This window comes from Arthrobacter gengyunqii (assembly GCF_023022985.1).
Classification (GTDB): domain Bacteria; phylum Actinomycetota; class Actinomycetes; order Actinomycetales; family Micrococcaceae; genus Arthrobacter_B; species Arthrobacter_B gengyunqii.
On record NZ_CP095461.1, the window covers coordinates 1,769,792 to 1,785,465 of the forward strand.

Annotated in this window: 14 protein-coding genes; 10 read left to right on the top strand and 4 right to left on the bottom strand. The window is 63.8% G+C overall.

Annotation, left to right across the window (positions count from 1 at the left end):
* Positions 1-54: 54 nt before the first annotated feature.
* The gene (locus tag MUG94_RS17225) at positions 55-177 is read right to left on the bottom strand and encodes a hypothetical protein (RefSeq protein ID WP_269438447.1); all 123 of its coding nucleotides are present in this window, start codon (positions 175-177) and stop codon (positions 55-57) included.
* Positions 178-735: 558 nt separating this feature from the next.
* Here MUG94_RS17225 and MUG94_RS08130 point away from each other — a divergent pair.
* Positions 736-1,410 carry a hypothetical protein gene (locus tag MUG94_RS08130; protein ID WP_227907901.1) on the top strand — a complete coding sequence of 225 codons (675 nt, stop codon included), beginning with the start codon at positions 736-738 and terminating at the stop codon, positions 1,408-1,410.
* Between the two features lie 9 nt (positions 1,411-1,419).
* Positions 1,420-2,193 (top strand): hypothetical protein, encoded by a 774-nt coding sequence (locus MUG94_RS08135; protein WP_227907900.1) that lies wholly within the window; start codon positions 1,420-1,422, stop codon positions 2,191-2,193.
* Between the two features lie 166 nt (positions 2,194-2,359).
* Here MUG94_RS08135 and MUG94_RS08140 read toward each other — a convergent pair whose 3' ends face one another.
* Positions 2,360-4,156 carry a zinc-ribbon domain-containing protein gene (locus MUG94_RS08140; protein ID WP_227907899.1) on the bottom strand — a complete coding sequence of 599 codons (1,797 nt, stop codon included), beginning with the start codon at positions 4,154-4,156 and terminating at the stop codon, positions 2,360-2,362.
* A 617-nt stretch (positions 4,157-4,773) separates the two neighbouring features.
* Here MUG94_RS08140 and MUG94_RS08145 point away from each other — a divergent pair.
* From MUG94_RS08145 to MUG94_RS08180, 8 genes are all read left to right on the top strand, one after another.
* Positions 4,774-5,400, top strand: a complete 627-nt coding sequence (locus tag MUG94_RS08145) for a hypothetical protein (RefSeq protein ID WP_227907898.1) — start codon at positions 4,774-4,776, stop codon at positions 5,398-5,400.
* A 535-nt stretch (positions 5,401-5,935) separates the two neighbouring features.
* Positions 5,936-7,411: a fumarylacetoacetate hydrolase family protein gene (locus tag MUG94_RS08150; RefSeq protein WP_227907897.1), complete on the top strand. Its 1,476-nt coding sequence runs from the start codon at positions 5,936-5,938 to the stop codon at positions 7,409-7,411.
* A complete protein-coding gene (locus MUG94_RS08155) occupies positions 7,408-8,103 on the top strand; it encodes a GntR family transcriptional regulator (protein ID WP_227889672.1) in 696 nt (231 codons plus the stop codon). The genes MUG94_RS08150 and MUG94_RS08155 overlap by 4 nt, the downstream gene beginning before the upstream one ends.
* Before the next feature lie 58 nt (positions 8,104-8,161).
* On the top strand, positions 8,162-9,679 hold the full coding sequence (gene hpaE / locus MUG94_RS08160) for a 5-carboxymethyl-2-hydroxymuconate semialdehyde dehydrogenase (protein ID WP_227907896.1): 1,518 nt from the start codon (positions 8,162-8,164) through the stop codon (positions 9,677-9,679).
* Positions 9,680-9,726: 47 nt separating this feature from the next.
* Positions 9,727-10,812 (top strand): 3,4-dihydroxyphenylacetate 2,3-dioxygenase, encoded by a 1,086-nt coding sequence (hpaD, locus tag MUG94_RS08165; RefSeq protein ID WP_227889674.1) that lies wholly within the window; start codon positions 9,727-9,729, stop codon positions 10,810-10,812.
* Between the two features lie 89 nt (positions 10,813-10,901).
* Positions 10,902-11,687 (top strand): 2-oxo-hept-4-ene-1,7-dioate hydratase, encoded by a 786-nt coding sequence (gene hpaH, locus MUG94_RS08170; protein WP_227907895.1) that lies wholly within the window; start codon positions 10,902-10,904, stop codon positions 11,685-11,687.
* Positions 11,672-12,478, top strand: coding sequence for an HpcH/HpaI aldolase family protein (locus tag MUG94_RS08175; protein WP_227907894.1), 807 nt, complete (start codon positions 11,672-11,674; stop codon positions 12,476-12,478). Before hpaH ends, MUG94_RS08175 begins: the two co-directional genes overlap by 16 nt.
* Positions 12,479-12,493: 15 nt before the next feature.
* Positions 12,494-13,954 carry an MFS transporter gene (locus MUG94_RS08180; protein WP_227907893.1) on the top strand — a complete coding sequence of 487 codons (1,461 nt, stop codon included), beginning with the start codon at positions 12,494-12,496 and terminating at the stop codon, positions 13,952-13,954.
* Here MUG94_RS08180 and MUG94_RS08185 read toward each other — a convergent pair.
* Entirely contained in the window at positions 13,951-14,676 is a 726-nt protein-coding gene (locus tag MUG94_RS08185; protein ID WP_227907892.1) for a M23 family metallopeptidase, read from the bottom strand. The two genes, MUG94_RS08180 and MUG94_RS08185, sit on opposite strands and share 4 nt — an antisense overlap.
* Positions 14,673-15,485, bottom strand: a complete 813-nt coding sequence (locus MUG94_RS08190) for a hypothetical protein (protein WP_227907891.1) — start codon at positions 15,483-15,485, stop codon at positions 14,673-14,675. The genes MUG94_RS08185 and MUG94_RS08190 overlap by 4 nt, the downstream gene beginning before the upstream one ends.
* Positions 15,486-15,674: the final 189 nt, after the last annotated feature.

Consider the following 15,674-nt stretch of genomic DNA (forward strand, 5'->3'; position numbering starts at 1 on the left):
TGCCGAGCGCATGGGGAAGTGCCGAGCGCCGGTGCTCGCACGATGCGGTCATCCTCACGCGTCGAGGACGGTTGCTCCCGCGTCGGTGGCGAGGCTGGCCCAGGGCGGCGGCAGGCGTGTAGGCGCCGCGGCGTGCCGTTCCGTCATGGAGGGCTCGGATGACGATTGGGAGGACATCTGGTGTAGTCCATGGATTCGTCAGCGCGCAGCCAGCTTTCGCGGCGGGTGCCGTCAGCCCAGTCAATGACGGCGTGGCCCCACGAGTGGGGACGGGCGCGCGGCGCCCTTTTTGTCTTGCCTGCCGCCATCGAGCTAATCATCATGCGTCTCATAGACGGGATCTCAGTAATCGCGCCCAGGCACGGGGAACCACGCGGCGGCAAGCAGACGAGGCCTAGCTTGTGGTGAGGGCTGAGTCCTGGGATTCATATTTCTATCCGAAGACGATCCACGAGGCCGGGTACGGGACTCTCAAGATCAAGCTGGGGGGAAACCCGAGCGCAAACAGCGACTTCGTCGAGAACACGTCCTGGCCCCGTGACACCAATGCAGCCCGACATCGACCCCTCGGACTGCCCGAACGCAAAGTGCCCGTAATCGTGCTGTTGACTGTGTCTCTTCCCAGCACAATCTCGTATCCCAATCCAATGGGCAGCGGAAATTTCATGGACTGTCTGCGCTCCCTCTTATGCTGGCTGGTAAGAGTGCTTGAACGATTGTTGCGGAAGGACGTTTATGAGCGAGGCGGCAGGAGAAATCCGGGAGAGGGAACAGGCAGCTGTCAGGGCCTTGAACGAGCAGGAAGACTACGTGCGGCGTATGGGCCACCTCAGTGACGAAGAGCTGACCCGGCAACTCGTTGCTACCCTCCGGCAGGAGAAGACCAGGCTAGACCGGTGGATTGATTCCGGTGAATGTTTCATTCTCTCCTCCGCTGGCAAGATTCATCTCCCGCAATGCCCGAGCATGCGGCAGTTTATGGACAGGGACGCCGCTTGGAAACCCTATCTAGATGATCTGGACAGGGTCCGCGACTGGCATGGCAGCGACAATGCCCCCGATATGCCCACTCTGCTGACCCGTGCCGAGGTGGAGGGCTTGAAGGCCTACAAGACGTGTTCTGTCTGCGCGCCAACGCTGGACCATACAGATAAGCGTCCTGGTCTCCGCGGTTGGACGGTCCTAAAATGCGGCAGCCTGAAAACTAAGCACTTCGGTAAGTATTTCAGTTTTGTCGCCGGTGAAGAGATGGGTGTCCTGACCCGAATTTCTACGGTTGAAACCATCGGGGGGTTGGAGTTCCGAGCTGAGTTCGACGGACTTGATGATCCCGTCACCGATCCTTCCGTGGAAGTGATGTATCCAACGCCCCGCCCCTCGACCTGGCCGCCGCTCGATGAGAGAAATTAGCCGCAGGCGATGGCGGTCTACGACATTCTTAACGCGCCTGCTTTCAGTAAGAAGTCCAAGCACGGCAAGTTCATTTATGTGTTGATGTTCAATGCTGCCGGCAGGAGGGGTGTCCCGTTCTACGTGGGTCAGTCCTCTGGTCTCACGGCACGCTTCGGTAGTCATCAGATGATCATGTGGCACTTAGCCAAGTTCGATGCTCCGGCGCACGTCTGGATTGCGGGGGAGGTCTCTGCTGTCAAAGCGGATTTCGCCGAGCAGGACCTCATCACAAGACTCAGCAGCGCTGGCTACCGGCTGACCAACAGGACTATCAGCCACAGCAGGGCGAAGAAATTTCAGCAGCAGGAAGGACTGCTTAACCTCAGCGCTGACCAGATTAGGGCTTATCTGCACAGAGATATTCAGCGAACGAGTGTACTTGCCGGGTGGACCCGCAAATGGATCCCGGCACCGCCGGGTTATGTGAAGGCCGGGACGGCGCTGGCCACGAGCCAAGTGGTGGATTATGTTTCGGGGCTGGAGTACCCATCATCGCTCGTGCGGAATGTATCACTCGCTATTGCCCGACACCACGATCCGCTGATCGGGTACTCCAGGCTTGTTTTCAAGGATGCTATGCGGGGGATCCCGGGAGCGGGAAGGGTCTACAATCATGCGCGACAACTGACTTGGCTCTGGTTTTTCAACCGCGCTATCCTCCCCGACCAACTTCACGATTTCCGGCTCACAACTAAACACTTGGCAGAAGCAGCACACTCCCGTAGTGAGGCACAACCATAATTGAGGCGGTCCAAGCTGCTAGCCCTCAGGGCGGGGTCTGGTCTGCACATGAGGGGCGCGGTGCCCATGACCAAGCCTTGGGCATGACGTATGCGCTGTTATCGGCGTTTTGCGGCTGTCCCGTTCGTGGAATCTTGGAGCTTGGGCTTCTGTACGCGGACAGTTTTCATCCGGCCCCAAGCGTGGCTCCGTGAGCTTCCTTCTCAGTCGCCGCCAGCCATGAGGCTATGTCGGCCATGACTTGGGTCGGGCGGGGGGTCGTGGCGTGGACCCGGAGTTCGAGGTAATCTGCGTCGTCGATGTTGAGGGAAGGCAGGTCGTTCTCGCGTAGTCTGACGACGCGGTATCCGGCGGCCAGCAGATCCAGGGTCTTGCGCTGGTCGACGAGGAGCTTGGGTGCCGGGGCATGCCAGTAGGCCCCGTCGTATTCGATGGCGATCTTGGTGTCCCCATGTTGGGCGAGGATGTCCACCGTCCAGCTTTTGCGGGTTGCGAACGCAGGGTCGGTTACGGTGGCGCCGGAGCGAGCATCGGTGAACACCTGCTTGGCCGCATCCAGGTGGTCAAGCTCGACCCGGGACTTGCCGGTCTGGCGGCACTCGGGGCATTCGGAACCGGCGGAGCGCGATGCGAGCGGGGCTTGCCAATGGTGTCCGCCGTCGACAGAGCACACCCACTTCGGGGTAAAGGCGGTCTGTGCGGTGGGCCGGACGTGCCATCCGGTAACCGGGTTTTCACTGCTCCATTCGCTGGCGAGGCCGGGGTCCACCCAGGCGAGCGAATCGAGGATCGTCCGGCACTCTGGGCAGCGCTGGCGTTTGTGTTTGTTCCGGTCGCCGACAGGTTCCTGCCATTCGTGGCCGCAGCAGTCGGCCAGCCACCAGACGACGCGCTTGGAATTGGGGCCGACGCTGTCAGGTGTCCACCGGGTGCCGTTGCGGGTGGGATGCCACTGGCCGGCGATTTCGGGCAGCGCTTGGGCGAGGGTGGGCCGGCTCTGGCTTGCGGTTTCGGACAGGGCTCGGCAGAACTGGCAGCCTGATTTTAGGTAGGTATACGGGCTTGTCCTTGGGCGGTGGCCGTTGGCGCACCTGAATCGCCGAAGGCCCTGCCCGGCGACCATCACCGTGGAGGGGTCGGCTTCGTCGTCCCATGCCGCGACTAGTTCGGGCATCTCGGCGACGGGAGTGCGCTTCAGCCGCTCGTAGTCGGCACTCCACTGTTTATCCCGGGCGGACCGGCATGCGGGGCATTCCGGGTGGTCCGTCATCTCGTAGACCTTGGCGGAAAACTTGTGGCCGCAGTCCGGACACGCCCATTGGCATTCACGGCGGGCGCGAAGCGTGACTGTCTGCAAGGCAGCCGCATTGTTGCCCTCATGGTCCCACCATGTCAGGGCTGGATTGCCGGAGTCTGCTAGGAGGTTCTTGGTTCTGCCGCCGCGCGGTTTCCCCGCCACCGGGCTGCTGGACGGGCCGTTACGGGTGCAGGTGCAACCCCATCTGATGTCTCCTGGACGCTGGGCTTCCTGGCGGCCGCAAATCCGGCAACGGGTCAGAACAGGGTGGTTGTCGCTGGGCAGCCCGACGATCTCCTCGACGGTATCGAAGCCGTTGCTGTTCAGATGTTCGCACAGTGCGTTGGCGCTGACAGGGGTGGTGATGCCGGACACGCGGTTGGCCATCTCGGCCCATTCCGTCCAGAAGCAGCGGCGGCAGGCAGGCTCATCCCGGGTCCGTAGCTCGAGCAGGTGGTCAAGCCGGTAGTCGCATTCAGCCCCGCAGTCCCGGCACCGGGTCAGCCACCGGCCGGTCTTTCCGGGGAACTCGGCAATCGGGTCCATCCGGAGTCCCGCGAGAATGTCAGTAAGGCACCCGACACACCACGCCGGCTTCGTCCGGGTGGTGAAGGCGGACTCTTTGCCGCATCCATCGGTTGAGCAGAGCTGTTCCCTGGTTGCCATGGTTCCCCCGATTCCTGATCCTGGTGCCAGTCTGACAGATCCGTCAGTAAGGGTCCTTTTTAGCCCGTGGTAGGCGCCTCGTTTTTGGGCCAGGGCGATGCGTTCGCGCTAACGCTCCTTGAGGAGGGGGCGGTGTGGCCAAGCCTTGGACGAGTCAAAGCTGTGACTGTCCATCGGGAGTGGTGGCTTTCACAGCTCAACTGGGCGGTTCTATGTCTTGCAAGCCATGGGTTTCAACACGCACAACGAGGCTGCAGACAAGACATCCTTGCGAGCATTTTCATCGGCAGGGTAAACGAGCACCACTGTGATGGTATCGACCAGTCGAAACCGCGCATGGCACCGGCTTGGGGTGGCCCAACACCGACAGCCAACGCGCCAATAATGAGATCAGGGTAAGTGGGACTACTGATCCAAAGGCGGTTGCGGGGTCACCATGGCCAAAGCTCGACGGGCTCACACCAGAAATCGTCGACGCCGCCCGCCAAACTCTCCTTATCGGCCATTAAAGGTCGCTAGAAACAGGCCGGTTATCTGTGCGACTCACAGTCAACGTGTCTCGCAGCTGAAGAGACATAGAAAGCGTGGGTTATGAGACAAGGTTGTACGGTGAGGGCATGCTTGATGCCCCTCTTGTCGTTTCCGTTTCGGCGCTCGCGTTCACCGTTGGTTCTTTCTATTGGTTGCAGGCGCGTACGGGCCGACTCAAGGTATACCCCGTGTCTACTTTTAGCGGCAGTGCGGCCGACCCATCCTTTCTTCTCCGGCTGCCAATCATGATCTATAACAGCGGAGCAAAACCCCGTGTAGTGAGCGGCCTGCGGCTTCGCTTCCACGGCGAGGAATCGGCCCTCTTGGAGTGCCATACCTTCCGTGTTGGTGTCCGGCCAACATCTGATGACATAGAGGATTTCTTCTACCCCTACGTCGTCCCTGGTCGGGAGGTCGTAACTAAGTTCGCCCATTTTCGAGGCGAAGGATTCCTACGATTGCTCACAGATAGACCCTCGTCGTTCGTAGTGCAGGTCCAACACGAGGGTAAGAATAAGTGGAAAGCTCTCGGCGAAGTCGTAGTGCACACTGAGACCATGTACACGGGGAGCTACATTTCGTACAGCAACAACCCAGGTGTGTGGTCCGAGGACATGCTCGGTAAGGCAAAGGAGTGGCGAGCCAAGCTCGCCGCCAAACCTGAGCCCCCTAATGGTGGGCCTATGCCGGAAGAAGGCGGAGGGGCACCCTAAATAGGGGTGGGGAGGACCCCGCGAGGGGCTGCGGACCTCCTCTGTAGCCTTAGCCGCTCCCTACCTAGGGTTGGAACGACGGGCATCTCGCCTCTGGTCGAGCCCGGCCAACAGCTCCTCGATTCGCGCCAATAACTGGGGTTGGGCTACTGACCCGTCGGGTAATCCCTCGAAGATCTGGAGGTCTACGAGAACGCCGGATCTATCGTCCTTAAAAACCGGGGAACACCCAGCAGTGCCGCCACCACTGTTGAGAGACTGAGAACTGCTGCTTAAAGAAGTTCGGCTGACATCTTCCAATTCAACACCGTGATTGCTCCCCATTCAGTCCCGACACGGCTGCTCGCCATCCAGCTTTACGCGCCGAGGGCACAAGGCTGTGCCTCCCCCTGAGATGTGTCTGAACATTGTCCGGACTCCCGGAACTATGTACGGCAAGCTGCCGAGCACCAGGAACAAATCCATGCCCCTTGACGTGACCACCACCACATGTAATGCTGATCATATACGATTTCGTACTTGATCCAGGAGAGACATGTCCCCGAGCAACGACGCCACACCGGACACGCTGAAGCAGGCCGGCAAGGTCATCGCCGTCCACATCAACTACCCCTCACGGGCAGCAGAACGCGGACGCACCCCGGAACAGCCCTCCTACTTCCTGAAGCCCGGCTCCTCGCTGGCCCTGACCGGCGGCACGGTGGAACGCCCCGCAGGCTGCGAACTGCTCGGCTTCGAAGGCGAAATCGCCCTCATCATCGGCAAGACCGCCCGCCGGGTTTCCATTGAAGACGCGTGGAGCCACGTCGGGGGAGTGACCGCCAGCAACGACCTCGGCGTCTACGACCTGCGCTGGGCCGACAAAGGCTCCAACCTCCGCTCCAAGGGCGGCGACGGCTTCACCCCGGTAGGCCCGGCCATCCTGAACGCAGCAGAAGTCGCCCCGGCAGCACTGCGCATCCGCACCTGGGTCAACGGCGAGCTCGCCCAGGACGACACCACCGCAGATCTGCTGTTCCCGTTCAGCCAGCTGGTGGCCGACCTCTCCCAGCTGCTCACCCTGGAACCGGGCGACATGATCCTGACCGGAACCCCCGCCGGCGCCTCCGTGGCCGTCCCGGGCGACGTCATGGAAATCGAAGTGGACGTCCCCGCCACCGGAGCAACCACCGGACGCCTCAGCACCACCGTCATCGAGGGCACGACGCCGCTGGCTCCTTTCGGGGCGCAACCCAAGATTGACGACAAGCAGCGCGAAGAGGCCTGGGGCTCGGCCGAAAAGGCTGGCCTGGTGCCCGAGGAAGAGCAGAAAACGCTCACCCCCGAGCTGAAGGCGAAGCTGGAATCGGTCGCCACCGCCACGCTCAGCTCGCAGATGCGTGCCCGCGGCCTGAACAACGTCTCCATCGACGGCCTCACCGGCACCAAAACCGGCCGCAAGGTTGTCGGCACAGCCCGCACCCTGCGCTACGTCCCCAACCGCGAGGACCTCTTCAAGACGCACGGCGGCGGCTACAACGCGCAGAAGCGCGCCATCGACTCCGTCCGCGAAGGTGAAATCCTGGTCATGGAAGCCCGCGGCGAAAAGGGCACCGGTACCCTGGGCGACATCCTTGCCCTGCGCGCCCAGTACAACGGCGCCGCAGCCATCATCACGGACGGCGGCGTCCGCGACTACTCCACCGTGGCCGGCTTCGACCTGCCCGTCTACTGCGCCAACCCGCACCCCGCCGTGCTGGGCCGCCGCCACATCCCCTGGGACACGGACATCACCATTGCCTGCGGCGGCGCCACCGTCCAGCCCGGCGACATCATCGTGGCCGACGACGACGGCGTCCTCGTCATCCCGCCGGCCATCGCCGAGGAACTGGTGGAGGCCTGCATCGTCCAGGAACACCAGGAGGAGTTCATCGCCGAAATGGTGAAGGCCGGCCACGGCGTGGACGGCCTCTACCCGATGAACGCGGCCTGGAAGGAAAAGTACGAGGCCTGGGCGGCGGAACAGGCGTGAACACCGCCTCTGCCACCGGCGTAGACAGTGCAGGCGCCGCTTCAAAATCGGAGCAGGCGTACGCACAGCTGAAGGATCTGATCCTGTCCGGCGACTACAGCCCCGGCTACCGCCTGGTGCTCAGCAGCATCGCCAATGACATGGGCTTCAGCGTCGTTCCGGTGCGCGAAGCCATCCGCCGGCTTGAAGCCGAAGGCCTCGTCACGTTCGAACGCAACGTCGGAGCCGCCGTCGCCGGCATTGATCCGGACCTGTACCTGCACACCATGCAGACCCTCAGCATCATCGAGGGTGCGGCAACGGCGCTGGCCGCCCCGAGCATCAGCACGGACGAGCTGGCGCAGGCCCGGGACCTGAACCGGCAGATGCGCGAGGTGCTGGACGCCTTTGACCCGGTCCGCTTCACCCAGCTCAACACCGAGTTCCACGCGCTGCTCTACAGCCGCTGCCCCAACCCGCACATTCTCGATCTCGTGCACCGGGGGTGGGGGAGGCTGGTCCGGATGCGCACCTCCACCTTCCGGTACGTGCCCGGACGGGCGCACGCCTCGGTGGAGGAACACGAGAACCTGCTGAATCTGATCGAGGCCAACGCTCCGGCGGCCGACGTCGAAGCCGCCGCCCGTGCGCACCGCACCAACACGCTCAATGCCTTCCTGGCCCAAAAGGGCCAAGCCCCGTCACCGATCTGACGCAGAACCACCTGACTTGTAACGACTGAGAACTTCGAACGCAGAAAGAGGAAATCCCATGGCTGAACATTTTGTCCCCGAGAACCTTCCCACCCACATCCAGCACTTCATCAACGGCAAGTTTGTCGACTCCGTCAACGGCGCCACCTTCGACGTCCTGGATCCGGTCACCAACCAGAACTACGCCACCGCCGCCGCAGGCCAGAAGGAAGACATCGACGCCGCCGTCGCTGCCGCCCGCGAAGCCTTCGTCAACGGTCCGTGGCCGAAAATGAAGCCGCGCGAACGCGCCCGCATCCTGAACAAAATCGCCGACGCCGTCGAAGCCCAGGAGGGCCGCCTGGCCGAAATGGAAACCTTCGACACCGGCCTGCCCATCACCCAGGCCAAGGGCCAGGCCCTGCGCGCCGCGGAGAACTTCCGCTTCTTCGCGGACCTGATCGTCGCCCAGTTCGACGACGCCATGAAGGTCCCCGGCAGCCAGATCAACTACGTGAACCGCAAGCCCATCGGCGTCGCCGGCCTGATCACGCCGTGGAACACCCCGTTCATGCTCGAGTCCTGGAAGCTCGCCCCGGCCCTGGCCACCGGCAACACCGTGGTGCTCAAGCCGGCCGAATTCACCCCGCTGTCCGCCTCGCTCTGGGCCGACATCTTCACCGAGGCCGGCGTTCCCGCCGGTGTCTTCAACCTGGTCAACGGCCTGGGCGAGGAAGCCGGCGACGCACTGGTGAAGCACCCGGACGTTCCGCTGATCTCCTTCACCGGCGAGACCACCACCGGCAAGACGATCTTCCGCAACGCCGCGGAGAACCTCAAGGGCATGTCCATGGAACTCGGCGGCAAGAGCCCCTGCGTGATCTTCGCCGACGCTGACTTGGACGCCGCCCTCGACTCGGCCCTGTTCGGCGTCTTCTCGCTCAACGGCGAACGATGCACTGCCGGCTCCCGCATCCTGGTGGAACGCCCGGTCTACGACCAGTTCTGCGAGCGGTTTGCCGCCCGCGCCAAGACCATTGTCGTCGGCGACCCGCACGATCCGAAGACCCAGGTGGGCGCCCTGGTGCACCCCGAGCACTTCAAGAAGGTTGCCTCCTATGTGGAGATCGGCAAGACCGAAGGCCGGCTGCTCGCCGGCGGCGGCCGCCCCGAAGGCCTGGAAGAGGGCAACTACATAGCCCCCACCGTCTTCGCCGACGTAAAGCCCGACGCACGGATCTTCCAGGAGGAAATCTTCGGTCCCGTCGTCGCGATCACCCCGTTCGACACCGAAGCCGAGGCGCTGGAACTGGCCAACAACACCAAGTACGGCCTGGCCGCCTACATCTGGACGCAGGACCTCACACGCGCGCACAACTTCGCGCAGAACACCGAGGCCGGCATGGTGTGGCTCAACAGCCACAACGTCCGCGACCTGCGCACCCCGTTCGGCGGCGTGAAGTCCTCCGGCCTGGGCCACGAGGGCGGCTACCGCTCCATCGATTTCTACACCGACCAGCAGGCCGTGCACATCACCCTGGGCAAGGTCCACACGCCCAAGTTCGGGACCGACGACGCCGCCAAGGTTGACGGCTAACCCCCACCCGCACTCTTTCCCCACATTTCTTGCAAAGGAGCATCACCATGAGCGTTTCAGCCCTCAACCCCAACCCGATCCCCACGCCGAGCATCCAGCCGCCGGACATTGTCCGCTGCGCCTACATGGAGCTCATCGTCACCGACCTGGCGAAGTCCCGCGAGTTCTACGTGGACGTGCTGGGCCTGCACGTCACTGAAGAGGATGACGAGGTAATCTACCTGCGCTCCCTCGAGGAGTTCATCCACCACAACCTGGTGCTGCGCAAGGGACCCGTCGCCGCCGTCGCATCCTTCGCCTACCGGGTGCGCACCCCTGAAGACGTGGACGTGGCCGAGGCCTACTACAAGGAAATGGGTTGCCGCACCGAGCGTCGGGCAGAGGGATTCACCAAGGGCGTGGGCGACTCGGTCCGCGTGGAGGATCCGCTGGGCTTCCCTTACGAGTTCTTCTACACCGTGGACCATGTGGAGCGACTGACCCAGCGCTACGACCTCTACTCCGCCGGTGAGCTGGTGCGCCTGGACCACTTCAACCAGGTCACCCCCGATGTTCCCCGTGGCCGCGCCTACCTGGAGGACCTGGGCTTCCGCGTCTCCGAGGACATCAAGGATTCCGACGGCGTCACCTACGCCGCCTGGATGCACCGCAAGGACACCGTCCATGACACTGCGCTGACCGGTGGCGACGGCCCGCGCATGCACCACGTCGCTTTCGCCACCCACGAAAAGCACAACATCATCCAGATCTGCGACAAGATGGGCGCCCTGCGCATCTCCGACCGGATTGAGCGCGGCCCCGGCCGCCACGGCGTTTCCAACGCGTTCTACCTCTACATCCTGGATCCGGACGACCACCGCATCGAGATCTACACGCAGGACTACTACACCGGCGACCCGGACAACCCCACCATCACCTGGGATGTCCACGACAACCAGCGCCGCGACTGGTGGGGCAACCCCGTGGTTCCGTCTTGGTACACGGAGGCCTCCCTGGTCCTGGACCTGGACGGCAACCCGCAGCCGCTGGTGGCCCGCACCGATTCCTCCGAAATGGAGGTCACCGTCGGCGCCGACGGCTTCTCCTACACCCGGGGCGACGAGACCGACTACAAGGTCGGCTCCCAGCTCTAAGGACGACGACGACGGCGGCAGCGGCCGCTTCGATCAGCCGGCCGCCGCCGTCGTTCTCCCCTCAGCTTTAGCGAACAGAAAGTAGTGCCGTGCTGGATAAGAAGACCATCGAAGCGGTGGCCGATGAACTGTTGGACGCCAAGCGGACCCGGACCCCGGTGCCGCTGCTGACCGCCCGCTATCCCGAGATGACCATCGAAGATTCCTACGCCGTGCAGAACCTGTGGCGGGACCGGCTCCTGGACTCCGGCCGCACTCTGGCCGGACACAAGATCGGCCTGACGTCCAAGGCGATGCAGGCCGCCACCGGCATCACCGAACCGGACTACGGCGTCATCCTCGATGACATGGTGCTGGAAAACGGCTGCACCCTGCAGTGGGACGAGTACACCCACCCGCGGGTGGAGGTGGAACTGGCGTTTGTGCTGGGCAAGCCGCTCTCCGGACCGAACTGCACCCTGTTCGACGTCCTGGACGCCACCGACTACGTGGTGCCGGCACTGGAGATCCTGGATTCCCGGATCGAAATGAAGGGCCGGACCATCGTGGACACCATCTCGGATAACGCCGCCATGGGCGCCATGGTGGTCGGCGGAAACCCGGTGCGGCCCAAGGACGTGGACCTGCGCTGGGTCTCCGCCCTCCTGTACCGCAACCAGGGCATTGAAGAAACGGGCGTCGCTGCAGGAGTGCTGAACCACCCCGCCGCGGGCGTCTACTGGCTGGCGAACAAGCTTGCCGCGCACGGCACCACTTTGGAAGCCGGGGAAATCATCCTCGCCGGATCGTTCACCCGGCCCATGTGGGTCTACAAGGGCGATTCCGTTTACGCAGACTACGGACCGTTGGGAACCATCACATGCCGCTTCGAGTAACCCCCGAGGAAACCTTCGCCGCCCGGCTCGCCGCCGGCGGACGCCAGACCGGCATGTGGGTCTGCTCCGGCAGCCCGCTGGTCGCGGAAATCTGTGCCGGCGCCGGATTGGACTGGCTGCTGTTCGACGCCGAACACAGCCCCAACGGGCTGGAATCCCTGCTCGCCCAGCTGCAGGCCGTCCATGGTTATCCGGTGGCCCCGGTGGTCCGTCCGCCGTCGGGCGATCCCGTGCTGATCAAGCAGTACCTGGACCTGGGGGCGCAGAACCTGCTCATTCCCATGGTGGACACCGCCGAGCAGGCCGCCGAACTGGTCCGCGCCGTGCAGTATCCGCCGCACGGCATCCGCGGGGTGGGCAGCGCGCTGGCCCGGGCCTCCCGCTGGAACCGGATCGACGGATACCTCCAGAACGCCGGGGACTCCCTCACGCTGCTGGTCCAGATCGAGACCGCCGCCGCCGTGGCGAACGTAGCCGAGATTGCCGCGGTCGACGGCGTGGACGGGCTCTTCATCGGGCCGTCCGACCTCGCCGCATCCATGGGCCATCTGGGCCAGCAGGACCATCCCGAGGTGGTTGCCGCCGTCGAGCACTGCATCCGTGAAATCAAGGCCGCCGGCAAACCGGTGGGCGTGAACGCTTTCGCCGAGGCCACCGCCCGGCGCTACATCGACGCCGGAGCCGACTTCATCCTGGTCGGCGCCGACGTCGCACTCCTGGCCCGGGGCAGCGAAGCCCTGGCCGCCACCTACATATCCTCCGCGGACGACGACGCCCGCGCCAGTTACTGAATAAGGACCCACCCCATGGCTACCACTGCCAACACCGGCCCCCACGCCGGTGGATCCACCCCGCCAAAAACCTCCACGGACACCCGCAAGGTGGCCGTTGCCACGCTGATCGGCACCACTGTTGAGTGGTACGACTTCTTCATCTACGCCACCGCCGCCGGACTGGTCTTTTCCGAACTCTTCTTCAAACCGGCCGGCAGCGAGTTCGCCACCCTGGTCACCTTCGCGTCAGTGGGCCTGAGCTTCCTGTTCCGTCCGCTCGGCGCGTTCCTGGCCGGGCATTACGGAGACAAAATCGGCCGCAAGGCCATGCTGGTGCTGACCCTGCTGCTCATGGGCGGCGCCACCACGCTGATCGGCGTGCTGCCCACCCACGCCACTGCCGGACTCTGGGCACCCATCCTGCTGGTGCTCCTGCGCATCATCCAGGGCATCTCCGCCGGCGGCGAATGGGGCGGCGCGGTCCTGATGTCCGTGGAACACGCCCCGCGCAACAAGCGCGGACTCTTTGGCTCCTTCCCGCAGCTCGGGGTGCCGCTGGGCATGCTGCTGGCATCCGGCGTGACAGCGCTGATGACCGGCGTCATTTCTCCGGGCGACGCGTTCCTGGAGTGGGGCTGGCGGGTGCCGTTCCTGCTGAGCATCGTGCTCATTGTCGTGGGCTTCCTGGTGCGGATGTCCGTGAGCGAAAGCCCCGTCTTCGAGGAAATCGCGGAAAAGAAGAAGCAGACCCAGATGCCCATCGTGGAACTGATGAAGAACCACTGGAAGCTTGTGGTCCTGGCTGCCCTGGTGTTTGCCGGCAACAGTGCCGCGGGCTACATGACCACCGGCGGGTTCATCCTGAACTACTCCACCAACCCGGACGGCCCGGTCGCATTGGATCGCACCGATGTGCTGCTGGCGGTTTCCGGCTCCGCTGCACTGTGGTTCGCGTTCACCCTGGTCAGCGGGTTCATGGCGGACCGGATCGGCCGGAAAAAGACGTACCTGATCGGCTTCGCGTGCCTGGCGCTGACAGTGTTCCCGCTGTTCTGGCTGATCAACACCGGTGACATCTGGATCCTGTTCCTGGGCATGGCCCTGTTCACCGTCGGCCTTGGCCTGACCTACGGCCCGCAGGCGGCCTGGTACAGCGAGATCTTCCCGGCCTCCATCCGCTTCTCCGGTGTCTCGGTCTCCTACGCCCTGGGTGCGATCATCGGCGGTGCCTTCGCGCCGACCATTGCCTCCGCCCTGGTGAAGGCCACCGGTTCGACGACGGCGGTCTCGGCCTATCTGCTGGTCATGATCGTGTTGGCGGCAACGGCCACCACGATGCTGCGCGACCGGCCCGGCATCGACCTGAGCATCCGCAACCAGGCCGAGCAGGAAGTCGGAGCAACCATCTTCGACAAGCGGCGCGGGGTTTCGACCGATGACGCTGTGTCTGCTTCCGCGTCGGCATCGGCGGGTACGGCGGGTACGCGGGTTTAGTTCCGAATCTCGTCGATACTGCCCCGGGCGGCTTCCACTATGGACGCCTCCCGGGGCAGCATGTTTTGGCGGGGGAGGAACTCGGTGCCGCCGGCGGGCTTCTCACCGAAGGTCCGGAAAACCAGCGGCAGCCCGCGGGCGGTCCACGGATCCGCCCGGTCCATGGCCTGCACATGTACGTGCGGCTGCGTGGAATTGCCGGAGTTTCCGCAGTCCCCGATGTGCTGTCCCTCTCGGACCTCGTCGCCGGGTCCCACCCGAAGCGAACCGTTCCGCAGGTGCATCACCCCAACCACGGCGCCGCCGTCGGGGGTTGCGATAAGAATATGGTTCCCGGCGATTGCCCCGGCTCCCTGCCGCAGCCGGCCCTGCTGCCCCAGCATGTACGGCACCAGCGCCAGCTGGGACCGGCGCGCTTCATGGTCGGGTTCGCCATCGTGCACGGCCACCACCTGCCCGCTGACCGGTGCCAGGATCGGGCGTCCAAACGAGAAGAAAAGCTCCGGAGGCTCGGTACCCAGTACCGTCCGCCAGCTGACGGAGGGAGCCGTCCGTCCGTCGTCGTCCACGCCCACAAAATCAATGGCGTAGGTGGTCCCGAGCAGGTGCGTGCCGTGGCTGGGAATCCGGCGCAGGGGACTGTTCTCCACTTTCCAAGCGCCGGTGAACGGAAGCGAGACTTTCAAAGGTTCAGGCGCCGGTTCACGGCGGACGCTGTTCACTCATGCACCTGGCGGCTGGTGACCACCTTCGTCCATGGCCCCTCCGGCACATCCGCGTCATCCACAAACTGCCAGTCCACCGTCTCATCCTCGCCGTTCAGTTCCTCAAACCCCAGGCACCCGTTCAAGGCCGGTGAAATGTCCATACCGGCGCCGTTGAATTTCCGGTTGGCCGGCCGCACGTCGTCGGCTCCGAAGACATATTCCTTGTCCTGGTACTGCCCGGGGCCGGCGTCTTCGATTTGCCCGTAACACTCGCGGTTCCCCTTTTGGATCCTCACCCACCGGTTTTTCATGTAGCTGAACAACGGATCGCCTTCCCGCCCTGTATAGGTCGGTTCATCGGCCCAGGGAATAACGGTTCCCCGCTCGGCAAAGGCTGCGGCGTTGTTGATGTCGTCGTACGGCAGATCAAGGTAGAAGGGGTTTTCACGGACGGTCATGTTGGGCGGGGCATACCCGTTGGACTCGCTGCGCGCTTGCACCACGCAGTCTCCGTCCACTTGAACGCCGTCGCATCCGTAGTGCTTCAGCCACTCGGAATCGTAGGTTGATGTTTCCTGGCTGCCGTCCTCGGCCTCCGGATCAAAGATCTCTCCCACCCAGAACGTCGTGGCAACGATGTCCGTGTGCCAGGGGTATTTTCCGTCATCGGTGTGGGCAGCGCGCAGCGGGAACTGTGCCTCGGCTGCGGAGCAGGCGGCCGTTCCCAAACAGAGGAGCACGAGCAGTGCCGCGGCCTGCTGCCGCTGCCGCCTCAACTTCCTAGCACTCACTTCTCCCGGATCCACCACATCAAGAGTATGCACCTGCCCGCTGCCTGCGGACACGGTGGGTACCCCCTCAGTGCCTTGAGTACCGCGCGCAGGCCAAGTAGCAAAAGTCACTGCTTCCTCACGTAGTTTTTACCGGCGACTACCCGAAGTCTCCGGTCGTATGCTCCGAGACAGCTCCCGTTCCCGAATGGATCCCTCGGGGAACGCCTGCCAACTACGCTG